At 72.0% G+C, this 11,950-nt stretch carries 14 protein-coding genes and 1 pseudogene; 6 read left to right on the forward strand and 9 right to left on the reverse strand.

Annotated elements, in window-relative coordinates:
• Nucleotides 1-188: 188 nt before the first annotated feature.
• Both ACH54P_RS37535 and ACH54P_RS37540 read left to right on the forward strand, forming a co-directional pair.
• Nucleotides 189-1,385 (forward strand): CaiB/BaiF CoA transferase family protein, encoded by a 1,197-nt coding sequence (locus tag ACH54P_RS37535; protein ID WP_489908028.1) that lies wholly within the window; start codon nucleotides 189-191, stop codon nucleotides 1,383-1,385.
• Between the two features lie 92 nt (nucleotides 1,386-1,477).
• Nucleotides 1,478-2,745, forward strand: a pseudogene (locus ACH54P_RS37540) (aminotransferase family protein).
• Nucleotides 2,746-3,007: 262 nt separating this feature from the next.
• On the opposite strand, the gene ACH54P_RS37545 reads toward ACH54P_RS37540, so the two are convergent.
• From ACH54P_RS37545 to ACH54P_RS37575, 7 genes are all read right to left on the reverse strand, one after another.
• Complete coding sequence (locus ACH54P_RS37545) at nucleotides 3,008-3,424, reverse strand: VOC family protein (protein WP_489916863.1); 417 nt, start codon at nucleotides 3,422-3,424, stop codon at nucleotides 3,008-3,010.
• On the reverse strand, nucleotides 3,424-3,621 hold the full coding sequence (locus tag ACH54P_RS37550) for a hypothetical protein (protein WP_004561810.1): 198 nt from the start codon (nucleotides 3,619-3,621) through the stop codon (nucleotides 3,424-3,426). Before ACH54P_RS37550 ends, ACH54P_RS37545 begins: the two co-directional genes overlap by 1 nt.
• Nucleotides 3,622-3,754: 133 nt before the next feature.
• Entirely contained in the window at nucleotides 3,755-4,258 is a 504-nt protein-coding gene (locus ACH54P_RS37555) for a GNAT family N-acetyltransferase (RefSeq protein WP_489908029.1), read from the reverse strand.
• A gap of 31 nt (nucleotides 4,259-4,289) precedes the next feature.
• The gene (locus tag ACH54P_RS37560; protein ID WP_489916865.1) at nucleotides 4,290-5,078 is read right to left on the reverse strand and encodes an IclR family transcriptional regulator; all 789 of its coding nucleotides are present in this window, start codon (nucleotides 5,076-5,078) and stop codon (nucleotides 4,290-4,292) included.
• Between the two features lie 121 nt (nucleotides 5,079-5,199).
• Complete coding sequence (locus ACH54P_RS37565) at nucleotides 5,200-5,892, reverse strand: 3-keto-alpha-glucoside-1,2-lyase-like domain-containing protein (RefSeq protein WP_489908030.1); 693 nt, start codon at nucleotides 5,890-5,892, stop codon at nucleotides 5,200-5,202.
• 74 nt (nucleotides 5,893-5,966) lie between these two features.
• Entirely contained in the window at nucleotides 5,967-7,502 is a 1,536-nt protein-coding gene (locus ACH54P_RS37570; RefSeq protein ID WP_489908031.1) for a PH domain-containing protein, read from the reverse strand.
• A gap of 28 nt (nucleotides 7,503-7,530) precedes the next feature.
• Entirely contained in the window at nucleotides 7,531-8,040 is a 510-nt protein-coding gene (locus tag ACH54P_RS37575) for a PH domain-containing protein (protein ID WP_489908032.1), read from the reverse strand.
• Between the two features lie 173 nt (nucleotides 8,041-8,213).
• On the opposite strand from ACH54P_RS37575, the gene ACH54P_RS37580 reads away from it, so the two are divergent.
• Nucleotides 8,214-9,131: a proteasome assembly chaperone family protein gene (locus ACH54P_RS37580; RefSeq protein WP_489908033.1), complete on the forward strand. Its 918-nt coding sequence runs from the start codon at nucleotides 8,214-8,216 to the stop codon at nucleotides 9,129-9,131.
• The gene (locus tag ACH54P_RS37585; protein ID WP_489908034.1) at nucleotides 9,131-9,862 is read left to right on the forward strand and encodes a class I SAM-dependent methyltransferase; all 732 of its coding nucleotides are present in this window, start codon (nucleotides 9,131-9,133) and stop codon (nucleotides 9,860-9,862) included. Before ACH54P_RS37580 ends, ACH54P_RS37585 begins: the two co-directional genes overlap by 1 nt.
• Nucleotides 9,863-9,866: 4 nt before the next feature.
• On the opposite strand, the gene ACH54P_RS37590 is transcribed toward ACH54P_RS37585, so the two are convergent.
• Nucleotides 9,867-10,289, reverse strand: coding sequence for a MarR family winged helix-turn-helix transcriptional regulator (locus ACH54P_RS37590; protein ID WP_489908035.1), 423 nt, complete (start codon nucleotides 10,287-10,289; stop codon nucleotides 9,867-9,869).
• Nucleotides 10,290-10,356: 67 nt separating this feature from the next.
• Between ACH54P_RS37590 and ACH54P_RS37595 the strand changes: the two genes are divergently transcribed.
• Both ACH54P_RS37595 and ACH54P_RS37600 read left to right on the forward strand, forming a co-directional pair.
• The gene (locus ACH54P_RS37595) at nucleotides 10,357-10,938 is read left to right on the forward strand and encodes a PaaI family thioesterase (protein WP_489908036.1); all 582 of its coding nucleotides are present in this window, start codon (nucleotides 10,357-10,359) and stop codon (nucleotides 10,936-10,938) included.
• Complete coding sequence (locus ACH54P_RS37600; RefSeq protein WP_489916867.1) at nucleotides 10,889-11,602, forward strand: class I SAM-dependent methyltransferase; 714 nt, start codon at nucleotides 10,889-10,891, stop codon at nucleotides 11,600-11,602. The genes ACH54P_RS37595 and ACH54P_RS37600 overlap by 50 nt, the downstream gene beginning before the upstream one ends.
• On the opposite strand, the gene ACH54P_RS37605 is transcribed toward ACH54P_RS37600, so the two are convergent.
• Nucleotides 11,589-11,939 (reverse strand): YciI family protein, encoded by a 351-nt coding sequence (locus tag ACH54P_RS37605; RefSeq protein WP_489908037.1) that lies wholly within the window; start codon nucleotides 11,937-11,939, stop codon nucleotides 11,589-11,591. The genes ACH54P_RS37600 and ACH54P_RS37605 overlap by 14 nt on opposite strands.
• Nucleotides 11,940-11,950 lie beyond the last annotated feature (11 nt).

Genomic DNA, 11,950 nt, shown 5'->3' on the forward strand with positions numbered 1-11,950 from the left:
CCAGGGACTGCGGACAAGATCTCCAGGGTGGCGCGGGGACGAACCGGGCATGAGGGGAGAAATGCCGTCTCCTGGCGAGTGGCCGGGGGCGGCGGGTGGTGCGTGAATCCCCGTGGGCCGCCGCGTTCCGTGAATCCGGCGGCGGCCGGGTAGAAAGGGGGGACGCCGAGCCCGACGAGGAGCCGTTGATGCCCCCTGCCCCTGACGGATTCCGCCCGCTGGACGGGATCAAGGTCGTCGACCTCTCCCGCATCCTCGCCGGGCCGTACTGCACCCAGTACCTCGGCGAGATGGGCGCGGGCGTGGTGAAGGTCGAGCCGCCGGGCCACGGCGACGACACCCGCGGCTGGGGGCCGCCGTTCGTCGGCGAAAGCGACGAGGCCGTCTACTACCTGGCCGCGAACCGGAACAAGCGCGGGATCGTCCTCGACCTCAAGAGCGACCGCGGGCGCGAGGCCCTGCGGCGGCTGGTCGCGGGCGCCGACGTGCTCGTCGAGAACTTCCGGCCGGGCACGCTCGAGAAGTGGGGTCTCGGATATCCGGTGTTGGCCGAACTGAACCCGCGGCTGATCCACGTGTCGATCACCGGGTTCGGGCAGACGGGGCCGTACCGCGACCGCGCGGGCTACGACCTGGTCGCGCAGGCCCTCGGCGGCGTCATGTCGCTGACCGGCGAGCCCGACGGCGCGCCCGCGAAGGTCGGGCTGCCGGTGGCCGATCTCAACGCCGGGACGTGGGCGATCATCGCGGTGCTGATGGCACTGCAGGCCCGGCACACCACCGGCCGCGGCCAGTACCTCGACGTGTCCCTTTTGGACAGCCAGCTGGCCTGGCACGTCTACGCCGCGGGCGCGCACTTCTACGACGCGCCGCGGCCGCGCCGGATGGGCTCGGCGCACCCGAGCATCGTCCCGTACCAGGCGTACCACGTCTCCGACGGCTGGCTGATCATCGCGGTGGGCAGCGAAAAGCTGTGGCACGCGTTCTGCGGCGTGCTCGACCTCGACATCGCCGCGGATCCGCGGTTTTCGTCGAACGCCCTTCGCGCCGCCAACCGCGATTCGCTGAACGCGCTGCTGGAGCCGGTGCTGCTGACCCGTCCGGCGGCGGACTGGATGAAGGCGTTCGACGCGGCGGGCATCCCGGCGGCCCCGATCAACGAGATCGACGACGTCTACGCGGACCCGTGGACGGCTTCGCGGGAGCAGGTGGTGCGCCTGCCCCACCCGACGGTCGGGACGTACCTGGGCACGGGCTTCCCGGTGAAGGCGTCCGACACCCCGGCCCGTCCGACGTCGGCACCGCCCACCTTGGGCCAGCACACCGCGGAAGTCCTCGCGGAGCTGGGGTATTCGGCGGCGGAGATCGCGGAGTTCCTGGACTGACCGGCCAGTCCCGGCCGGGGAACTGTGCACGATGGAGTGTTCGCGCTCGCCGCGTCCCCCTGGTAGGGATGGGGGAGGACTGAGGAGGACCGATGGCAGCACAGCACGCCCTTTGGCACCCGTTCGCCGACATGGGCGCGGTCGACGGCGACCGGATGGTCATCACCCGCGGCGAGGGCTCGTACGTCTGGGACGACGCCGGCCGCCGGTACTTCGACGCGACCGCGTCGCTCTGGTACGCGAACTTCGGTCACGGGCGCCCGGAAATCACCGAAGCCGTCGCCAACCAGCTGCGGAAGCTGGACTCGTACAACCTCTTCGGCTACAACGCGAACGAGCCGGCGATCGAGCTGGCCGACCGCGTGGCCGAGCTGGCGCCGTCCCCGGGGTCGAAGGTGTTCTTCGGTTCGGGCGGCGGCGACGTCATCGACACGGCGGTGAAGCTCGCGCGGGCGTACTTCGCGCACACCGGCCGGCCCGAGAAGGTGCACGTGATCGGGCGGGCGCAGGGCTACCACGGCACGCACGGCTTCGGCACGGCCGTCGGCGGCATCCCGGCGAACGCGGCCGGGTTCGGCCCGCAGCCGCCGGACTTCTCGCACGTCCCGTACGACAGCGCGGCGGCGCTGGAGGCGGAGATCCAGCGCGTCGGCGCGGCGCGGGTGGCGGCGTTCTTCTGCGAGCCGGTGATCGGGGCGGGCGGCGTGCTGCTGCCCCCGGAGGGGTACATCGAGGAGGTGGCGGCGATCTGCCGCCGCCACGACGTGCTGTTCGTGGCGGACTGCGTCATCGCCGCCTGGGCCGGCTCGGCACGTGGTTCGGCATCGACCGCTGGGCGGTGCAGCCGGACATGATCACGACGGCGAAGGGCATCACCGGCGGCACGATCCCGCTGGGCGCGCTGATCGTGGCGCCGAAGGTGGCGGAGCCGTTCTTCACGGGCTCACCGGGCGCCCCGATCTTCCGCCACGGCGCGACGTACGCGGGTCACCCGGTGGCGTGCGCGGCAGGCTTGGCCACACTGGACATCTACGAGCGCGACGGCCTGATCCCCCGCGGCCGCGAGCTGGAGAAACCCCTGGCCGACGCGGTGTCGGGGGTCGCCGGCCACGCTCTGGTGGCCGAGGTCCGCGCAGGCCTGGGCTTCCTGGCGGCGGTCGAGCTGACGGCGGAGACCATGGACGCCGACCCGGGCGCCCCGGTGAAGCTGCAGCGGGCCTGCCGGGACGAGGGCGTGATCGTGCGCAACCTGGGCCGCGGTGTGGCGGTATCGCCGCCGCTGGTGGCGGGGGAGCCGGAACTGGACCTGCTGGCTTCGGCCCTGCCGAAGGCATTGGACCGCCTGGCGGCTTCGAGCTGAGGAGGACGCCCCTTTCCTGCCGTCGGAGGACAGGAAGGGGGCGTTCACGACTTTCGCGCCGAGTTGAGTGGGCTGAGCGCGGGCCTCGCGTGATGGGGGCCGTGTCTCGCGTGACTGGGGCCGAGACTCGCATGGGGCCGGAACTCGCGTGACCGGCCCCGCCTAACCCGGACCGCCCCAGCCTCGCCCGGCCAGCCTCGCCCGGCCAGCCTCGCCCGGCCAGCCTCGCCCGGCCAACCTCCCCGGAGCCCCCCAAGCCCGCTCAAGAAATGCAGAACTCGTTGCCCTCCGGGTCGGCCATCGTCACCCAGCTGTGCGGCCCCTGCCGCCCACGGTGCAGGTACGTCGCGCCCCTCGAAGTCAGCTCCTCCAGCTTGGCCTCGACGTTGCCCGCGCCCACCCACACGTCCACGTGGACCCGGTTCTTCACCGTCTTCGCCTCCGGGACCTCCTGGAAGAGGATCCGCCTCGGTGGGCCGTCGGGTGGGGAGTCCGGGTGGCGGATCGCCGCGCCCGTGCGCCAGACCAGCGCGCCGCGATACGTGCGGGTCTCCTCCTCCTTCGCGTACCCCTTCGCGATCATCTCGCGGACGAAACCCTCGTCGGTCGGCTCCACGGACCAGCCGAGCGTCTCCGCCCACCAGTCGGCCAGCACGTGCGGGTCGGCCGAATCCACCACTACCTGGAAGTCATGCGCCATACCGGCACGTTAACGACCGAGTCCGACATTTTTCGGAGCATCGGGTCCTCGGGCACGACCGTGAAGCGCCACTTGTCCACGCCGCCGCCCATGATTTCGGCGTACCGGCGGGCGCCGTCGGCGTTGGCGAACCGCACCTGCTGGCCGTTCGTCAGGTGGGTGATCTTGACCGCCACAACAACCTCCCGAAGTCTGTGGGCCGGCCCGCGGAGCTTCCCCCTCCGGGACCGGCCAGCACAGTAGAACACATGTTCGACCGGGTACGCCAGTGCATCCCCCAGGTAGGGGAGAAAAAGGCAAAAGGCCTGGTCAGAGTGGTCGGATCATCGCCACGCGCGGCCAGGCGTCCAAGCCCCGGGCGACCTCCGCGCGGCGGATTTCCCGCAGCTCGGCGCCGATTTCCGCGTCCTCGAGGACCCGGAACCGCAGCCGTTCGTAGTAGGGCGCGTTCCACGGCACGGCCGCGAACGTCGTCAGCGTCAGCGCCGTCAGCCCGCGCGCGGCGGCCCACCCGGCGAGCGTCTCGATCAGCGCGCTGCCCAGTCCCCGCCGCGCGTGGCTCGGCCGGACCGAGACCTGTTCGACGTGCGCGTGCCCGTCGACAACCTCCGCGACGAGGTACGCCACCGGCCGGTCGTCGGCGTCGGCGCTCACCCAGGCGCGGCCGGCCGCCTGGTACACCGCCAGCTCCGCCACCGAGCCCGGGTCGTCGTCGGCGATGGCGGCCATGCCGAGGTCGCGGAAGAGGCTGCCGGCCTCGCGTTCGATGTCGATCAACGCGGGCAGGTCGTCGGGGCGCGCGAGCCGGATCACCTGGGCATTCCTACGCTTCCGGGCGCGGGTTTCACAGCGAATAAGACGAAATCGTCCGCTGGATGCGCGTCGCGTACTCCTGCAGCGTGGTGATCGCGGTGTCCCGGGCCTCGGCGGTGATCCGTGCGGCCGGCCCGGCCAGGCTCAGCACGGTGGGCCGCCGCCCGAGCGTCAGCACCGGCACGGAACACGCCCAGACGCCTTCGTCGATTTCCCCGGAGCTGACCGAATACCGGTTCTCCAGCGCGTGCTTCAGCTCGTCGCGCACGGCCGTGCCCCGCTGCTCGGCGATCGACGGCAGCCGCCGGTCGCGCTCCATCTCGGGCAGCAGGGCGAGCAGCATCTTGCCGGACGCGCCGAGGCCGAGCGGCATCGAATGCCCCGGTTCGAACGTGAACCGCATGGCGCGGTCGCATTCGACGCGGTCGACGCACACGGCGGCGTCGGCGAACTGCTGGAACAGCATCACCGTCTCGCCGAGTTCCCGCGCGGCCTCCTCCATCGACGGCCTCGCCAGCCGGACGAGGTCGTTCGCCAGCTGCGCCGCCCGCGCCAGCGGCATCACCTGGCTGGTCAGGTGGTAGTGCCCGGCCCGGCCTTCTTCGAGCAGCTGCAGCTCCTTGAGCAGGGCGACGTAGCGGTAGGTCGTCGCGACCGGGGTGCCGATCGTCGCGGCGAGCTCGGCGACGCTGGCCTCCCAACGCCGTTCGGAAAAGGCGAGCAGCAGCTGGAGGACCTTGCGGGAACTGCTGGCGCCGGGAGTCCGGCGCGGAGCGGTGGTGGTGGCGGAACCGTCGACGGCACTGACGGCAGGCGTCATCATGACCTCTCGGTAAGACAAAAACGACCTTCGCTATCACACGCGGTGAATAAATTAGCACGTTGTGTTAATCGAAGGCCAGCATTGCGCCGACGGGCCGCCATTCGGGAAAAAACGGCGGTCAGAGCGTGAGGAACGCGCCCGGTTTCGTCACCACCGGTGACTCGACGTAGAGCCCCCGGTACTCGTCCTGGATCCCGGAGTTGTGCACCTGCAGCGCCAGCGGGCCGATGCGCCCGGCGGTCTTGTCGGTGAACCGCAGGACCTCCACCCCCTTGCAGGTCACGGCCGTCCCGGTGAGCGGGCAGCACGCCATCCGGGCCACGCCGGTGGCCGTGTCGCCGATCAGCTCGCACTGCGCCCACTTCTTGATGTCGATCGAGGTGTGCGGCAGCTGCTGGAAAAGCTTGCCGCCGCCGTCGTTGTGGCCCGGCCGGTAGTCCCAGTGCCCGCCGTTCGGCGGCTGGAACTGGATGGCGCTCAGCGCGTCGCGGATCGGGTCGGTGGTGCCCCAGATCAGCACGGTCGGTTTGTGGTTGCCCTTGACCTGGCGGACATTGAATATCCACCGAAACGTGCCGACCTGCTGTTTGTTGTAGTACAACCAGCCGCGGGCCGTGCCATTGCCGTGGATGACGCCGTTCTTCGCCGACCAAAGGCCGGTTTTCGACGACGTCCAGGCGCTCAGGCCGGTGCCGTCGAACATCGAAACGAGGTTCGGGTCGCCGTAGGGGTTGTCGGCGGCCGCCGCCGGCGCCGCGACCGAAGCCGCGACGATCCCCGCGGCCACCACACCAAGGAGCTTCCGGAACATTCCAGCCGTCCTCTCCGACGTTGACAGAGGGTTCGGACGGCGGATTTCACGTTAGGAGCCGGGCCGGTAGAGCGTCAACCTCGGTCCCGGTCACCGGTCAGGAACGGCGTCAGCAGGCCGGGGACGGCCCGGTCCGCGAGCGCTAGCCCGTCGGCCTCCCCGACGTCGAGCACGCGGTAGTGCCCCTTGCCCGCGGCGACCGGTGCGATGATCGTGACCAGCCCGGCCCGGCGCTGGAAGTACGAGCGCTCGACGACGATCCCGGTCATCCCGTCGCAGCGGACCGCCGCGGTGCCGCGGTCCAGGGAACCCGAGCGCGTCACGAGGTAGCGGCCGGTGAACGCGTGTCCGAGGCCGCGGTAGCGGTCCCAGCCGACCAACGCCGCGAACGGCAGCAGCGCGAGCGCCGCCTGCCACGGCCAGTCCGGCAGCGCGCCGAGCCACGCCAGCCCGTAGAGCGCCGCGGCGAGCAGCAGCACGCCGACGACGGCCCGGGACAGCCGCCGGTACAGCGCCCGGCGCGGGTGGCGCACCAGCGGCGTCGCGGCCGGGTCTTCGCCCAGGACCTCGGCGACAACCTCGTGCGCGCGCCCGAGCGGGGCCGGCGGCAGCAGCAGCCCGCCGCCCTTGTCGGCGCCCTTGCCTTCGCGCAGGCCGCCCGCGATGGCGACGCAGCGGGCGCCGCCGGCCAGCCGCAGCGGCAGCGGTTCGCGGATTTCGACGCCCCGCAGGCGGTCCTCCTCGATCGACACCGACCGCGTCGTGATCAGCCCGCGCCGGACGTGCAGCGTGCCGGCGGGCTCGCGGGTGAGCCGGAAGTTCCAGAACGACAGCACGTACCCGCCGATCGAAAGGATCGAAACGAGCACCAGCAACCCGGCCGCGGCGAGCACCAGGCTCAGCCACGTCGGGGTGTCGGCGAAGTGCCCGACAACCGCCTGCACCAGGGAGAACTGGATCGGGTCGAAGTGCAGTTCGTGCGCGAAGTGGTAGACGGTGCCGACGGCGGCGCCGACCACGGCCAGCCCGGACAGCGTGAACGGCGCGTACCGCAGCCACCGCTTGTCGACCGCGGCGATCAGCTGCTCCGGCGGAGCGGCGGCCGCCTCCGGGGAAACGGCGTCGGCCTTGCGGTGCAGCAGGAGCGTCCGCAGCCGCCGCGCTTCGGCGGTGGTGACGGCGTCGAGGACGAGCTCGTCCTTGTGCCTGCTCCCGTTCGAGTGCCGTCCGGTGCCGATCCGCGCGGCGGCCAGCGAGAAGAGCCGGTGCTTCGGCTCGGAGGTGACGTCGACCGTGCGGATCCGGTCGAGCGGGATGGCCCGCTGCTTGCGCAGCAGCAGCCCGGTGTGCCACTCGATCTGCGACCCGGTGATGCGGTAGCGGGAGGTCAGCACGTGCGAAATGCCGGTGAAAACGGTGATCGCGGTGACGGCGAGGCCGACCCACTGCCACGATTCGCCGTGGCCGAACACCAGCGCGCCCAGCAGCACAGGCAGCGACTTCACCAGGTCCAGCACCGGCCGGATGAGCAGCATGCGCCGGTCGAGGTGGTGCCAGGGCGCGTCCTGCGTCCCTTCGGCGGGCGGTGTGACGACCACTTCGGTGCTCATGCCGCCTCCGCGGGAAAAAGTGCGGGGCTCACGTCGCGTCTCCCCGAGCCGCCTGCGTCGTCTTGGTCAGCTCGTCGGCCAGTTCGAGCGCGCGATCGTGCCCGAGGCCCGCGATGCGCAGCGGGCCCGCCGCGGACGCCGTCGTCACGGTGATCTTCGCCAGCCGGAACAGCTGCTCGAGGGGGTCGCGCTCGATGTCGACGGTCTGGATCCGCGAGATCGGCGCGATCCGCCATTCCTGCTTCAGCCAGCCGGACTGCGTGTAGACGGCCTCGTCGGTGACCTCCCAGCGGTGCACCCGGTACCGCCACTGGGGCATCACGACCAGGTGCAGCGGCCCCGCCACGCAGGCGATCACCAGCGCCACGGTGAGGAACGACGGCGGATCGTCGCTGGTCACCACGATGGCCGTCAGCACCCCGATCACGACGATCCAGGAGATCGAAGCCATCGCGGTCCAGTAGCCGATGGCCCGGCGGCTGACCCGGTGCGCCGGCGGCCGCAACCGCAAGGCCGTGTTCGTGGTGTGTTCGCTCACGCCTCAAGCGTGCCCGATCGGCGACTTGCGTGCCCACGACATGTGTCACGATGCCGATCCGGTCCGGTGTCGAACGCACGGGGTTACGATCGGCGACACCGTCGGAGGAATGGAAACGCCGTCGGGGTGTGTTGTGCTTGAAGGATTGACGTGTCGGCGAGCAGGAGGATCCGGTGGGACTCGATCCCGACAACCTGTATGAGGTGGACTCGGACGTCCCCGACCTGACGGGGGCGGTGCTGCTGCACCACTTCGAAGGGTTCATGGACGCGGGCTCGGCGGGCCGTCTGCTGGCCGAGCACCTGCTCGGTGGCGACCACCGGGTGGTCGCCCGCTTCGACGTCGACCGGCTCATCGACTACCGGTCGCGGCGCCCGACGATGACCTACGCGGTGGACCACTGGGAGGACTACGACGCGCCGGAGCTGGTCGTGCACCTGCTGCACGACACCGACGGCACGCCGTTCCTGCTGCTGTCCGGCCCGGAGCCGGACCACGACTGGGAGCGGTTCTGCGCCGCGGTCCGCAACCTCGTCGAGCGGTGGGGCGTCCGGCTGACCGCCGGCTTCCACGGCATCCCGATGGGGGCGCCGCACACGCGCCCGCTCGGCGTCACCGCGCACGCCACCCGCAAGGACCTCGTCGGCGAGCACCAGCCGCTGCCGAACCGGCTGCAGGTGCCGGGAAGCCTCGCCGCGCTGCTGGAGTACCGGCTCGGCGAGTGGGGCCACGACGCCGTCGGCTTCGCCGCGCACGTGCCGCACTACCTGGCGCAGTCGACGTACCCGGCGGCGTCGCTGATCGTGCTCGACGCGCTGAGCCGCTCGACCGGCCTGAGCCTGGCCGAGGGAGAACTGCGCGCGGCGGCCGAACTCGCCGACGCCGAGATCAACCGGCAGGTGGCGGAGTCCGACGAGGTCGCCGACGTCGTCCGCGCCCTGGAGCGGCAGTACGACACGTTCATCGAGGCCTCCGAGCGCGGCAGCCTGCTGGCGGAGTCGGTCGAGCACATGCCGACCGCGGAGGAGCTGGGCTCGCAGTTCGAGCGCTTCCTCGCCGAGCAGAACGGCGGCGACGGCCCGGAGCGCTGATGACGCGCTACGACGAGATCGGGATCGGGTACGCGCTGGGGCGGCGGACCGACCCGCGGTGGCTCGCGCCGGTGCTCGACGCGCTCGGTCCGGCGGCCACGGTCGTCGACGTGGGGTCCGGGACGGGGTCGTACGAGCCGCCCGGACGACGGGTGGTCGCGGTCGAGCCGTCCGCGGAGATGATCCGGCAACGCCGTCCCGGCGCCGCACCGGTGGTGCGCGCGGTCGCCGAAGCCCTGCCGTTCGCCGACGGCGCGTTCGACGCCGCGCTGGCGGTGCTGACCGTCCACCACTGGCCCGGCTGGCGCCGCGGCCTCACCGAGCTGCGCCGGGTCGCGCGGCGTCAGGTCGTCCTGGCCTACGACACCCGGCTGCACAACGACTTCTGGCTCGTGCGTGAGTACGTGCCCGAGGTCGCCGCGCTGGAACTCGGCCGTCCTTCGGCGCCGGAGATCGCGGACTTCCTCCAGGCGCGCACGGTGCTGCCGCTACCGGTGCCGTGGGACTTCACCGACGGCGTCTTCCCGGCGTACTGGCGGCGTCCGGAGGCCTACCTCGACCCGGCGGTGCGGCGGTCGTGCTCGGCGCTGGCGCAGACGGCACCCGCCGCGGTGGAGCGCGGGATGGCCCGGCTGCGGGCGGACCTGGAGTCGGGCCGCTGGCGGGCGGAACACGCGGACCTGCTGGACCTCCCGGAGTGGGACGCGGGCTTCCGGCTCATCGTGACGTAGGCGCTCACCACTCCCGGGCCGCCAGTTCGCCGACGCCTTCGACGGTCCGGCGGAAGCCCTCCTCGCCGAGCACCGCGCGCAGCCGGGCGTTGAACTCCTCGATCTCCGGCGCGACGCGGGTCAGCGCGTCCTCGCCCGCCGCCGTCAGCTCCAGCACCACCGCGCGGTGCTCGCGCGGGTGGGCGCGCCTGGCGACCAGGCCCGCGTCGGCCAGGCGGCCGACCATCGCCGTCACCGCCGATTCGCGCTGGCCGAGCCGGGCGGCGAGGTCTCGCTGGGTCAGGCCGCCTTCGCGGACGGCGAAGAGCGCGCCGAGCTGGGCCGTGGTGATGCCGGCCGCGGCCAGGCAGCGGCGGTCGGCGGCGACGCGCAGCCGGTGGGCGGCCTGCTGGAGCAGGAAGAACAGGCGCTGGTCGGGTTCGGGCACGCCCCGATCTTGACAGCGCGGCGGCTCGGGCGCCATTCTCGCTTCACTAGTGAAGTGAGGAGGGGCGATGGACCTCGACCTGGCCCGCCGCGGCCTCGAGAGCCAGCCGTTCAGCCGCCTGCTCGGCGCCCGGCTGACCGAGTTCGGCGACGGCGCGGCCACGCTGGAACTGGACGTGCGCGACGAGCTCCGGCAGCAGAACGGCTACCTGCACGGCGGCGTGCTCGCCTACGCCGCCGACAACGCGCTCACCTTCGCCGCGGGCACCGTGCTCGGGCCCGCGCTGCTCACCGCCGGCTTCACGATCGACTACCTCCGCCCGGCGGTGGGCGTCACGCTGCGGGCCCGCGCCGTCGTGGTGCAGGCCGGGCGGTCGCGGGCCACCTGCCGGTGCGAGGTGTACACAGTGGACGATGCGGGCGCGAGCACGCTGTGCGCCGCGGCGCAGGGGAGCGCACGGGTGGTCCGGCGCGGTCGGGTACCGTCCCCGGATGAGCCGCACGGAAGCCCGTTCACCGGTAACGAAATCCCTGAGGCGGACCCTGGGCAGGCTGCTGCACCAGGTCGCCTCGAAAGTGCACGACCCGTACACCGATCAGCTGAACCGGATGGCCGCCGAGCTCCGCGAGGAGATCGTCCGGCAGGGTGACCGGCTCCTCGACCGGGTGGTGGAGTTCGAGATCCGCAGCCGCCGCGACATCGTCTACGCCGGCGACCAGGACGCGGCGCTGGAGAGCAACGTCTTCGCCCGCGAGCACCTGGTCGGCTCCCGGCACTTCGGCAGTCCACCCGAGACCCTCCGGTACGCGCTTTCCCTGGCGCCGCAGGGCGGGATGGCGCTGGAGTTCGGCGTCGCCTCCGGCAACACGCTGCGGACGATCGCCCGCGCCCGCGGCGGGGAGCGGGTCTACGGTTTCGACTCCTTCGACGGGCTGCCCGAGGCGTGGCTGAACGGCATGCCCGCCGGTGCCTTCGCCCGCGACGACCTGCCGGACGTCCCCGGCGCCGAACTGGTCGTCGGCCTGTTCGCCGACAGCCTCCCCGGGTTCCTGGACGAGCACGAGGGCCACGTCGACTTCCTGCACGTCGACGGCGACCTCTACAGCTCCGCCAAGACCGTGCTCGACCTGTGCGGGCCGCGGTTGCGCGCCGGCAGCATCGTGCACTTCGACGAGTTCTTCAACTTCCCCGGCTGGAAGCGGCACGAGTACCGCGCCTGGACGGAGTACGTCGAGCGCACCGGCGTCGAGTTCGAATACGTCGCCTACACCTACAACGACAACCAGGTGACGGTGAAGATCACGAAGCCGTAGGCGGACCGTCGACGATTTCGCGCAGCTCCAGCGTGCCGACCTCGGCCCAGGGGTGCCGCGAGGCGGCCTCGACGGCCGTCTCGCGGTCCGGGCACTCGAGCACGGCGTAACCGCCGATCTGCTCCTTCGTCTCGGCGAACGGGCCGTCGGTCAGCAGCACCGCGCCGTCGCGCACCCGGATCGTCTTCGCCTCGGCGGGCGGGCGCAGGCCCGTGCCGGCCTGCCGGACGCCGCGCCGCTCGACCTCGGCGCTCCACTCGTGGCAGCGCCGGGCCATTTCCGGGCCGGCGGCTTCGGCGGCGTCCTCGCCGCCGCACAGCAGGAGCAGGTATCGCACGGCGCCAGCAT

This window comes from Amycolatopsis sp. N2S4-7, assembly GCF_058119595.1.

Bases quoted from the DNA above. Each gene is read 5' to 3' on its own strand.
- ACH54P_RS37535 (WP_489908028.1), top strand. From the start codon at position 189: ATGCCCCCTGCCCCTGACGGATTCCGCCCGCTGGACGGGATCAAGGTC.
- ACH54P_RS37560 (WP_489916865.1), bottom strand. From the start codon at position 5,078: ATGACGCCTGCCGTCAGTGCCGTCGACGGTTCCGCCACCACCACCGCT.
- ACH54P_RS37565 (WP_489908030.1), bottom strand. From the start codon at position 5,892: ATGTTCCGGAAGCTCCTTGGTGTGGTGGCCGCGGGGATCGTCGCGGCT.
- ACH54P_RS37570 (WP_489908031.1), bottom strand. From the start codon at position 7,502: ATGAGCACCGAAGTGGTCGTCACACCGCCCGCCGAAGGGACGCAGGAC.
- ACH54P_RS37585 (WP_489908034.1), top strand. From the start codon at position 9,131: ATGACGCGCTACGACGAGATCGGGATCGGGTACGCGCTGGGGCGGCGG.
- ACH54P_RS37595 (WP_489908036.1), top strand. From the start codon at position 10,357: ATGGACCTCGACCTGGCCCGCCGCGGCCTCGAGAGCCAGCCGTTCAGC.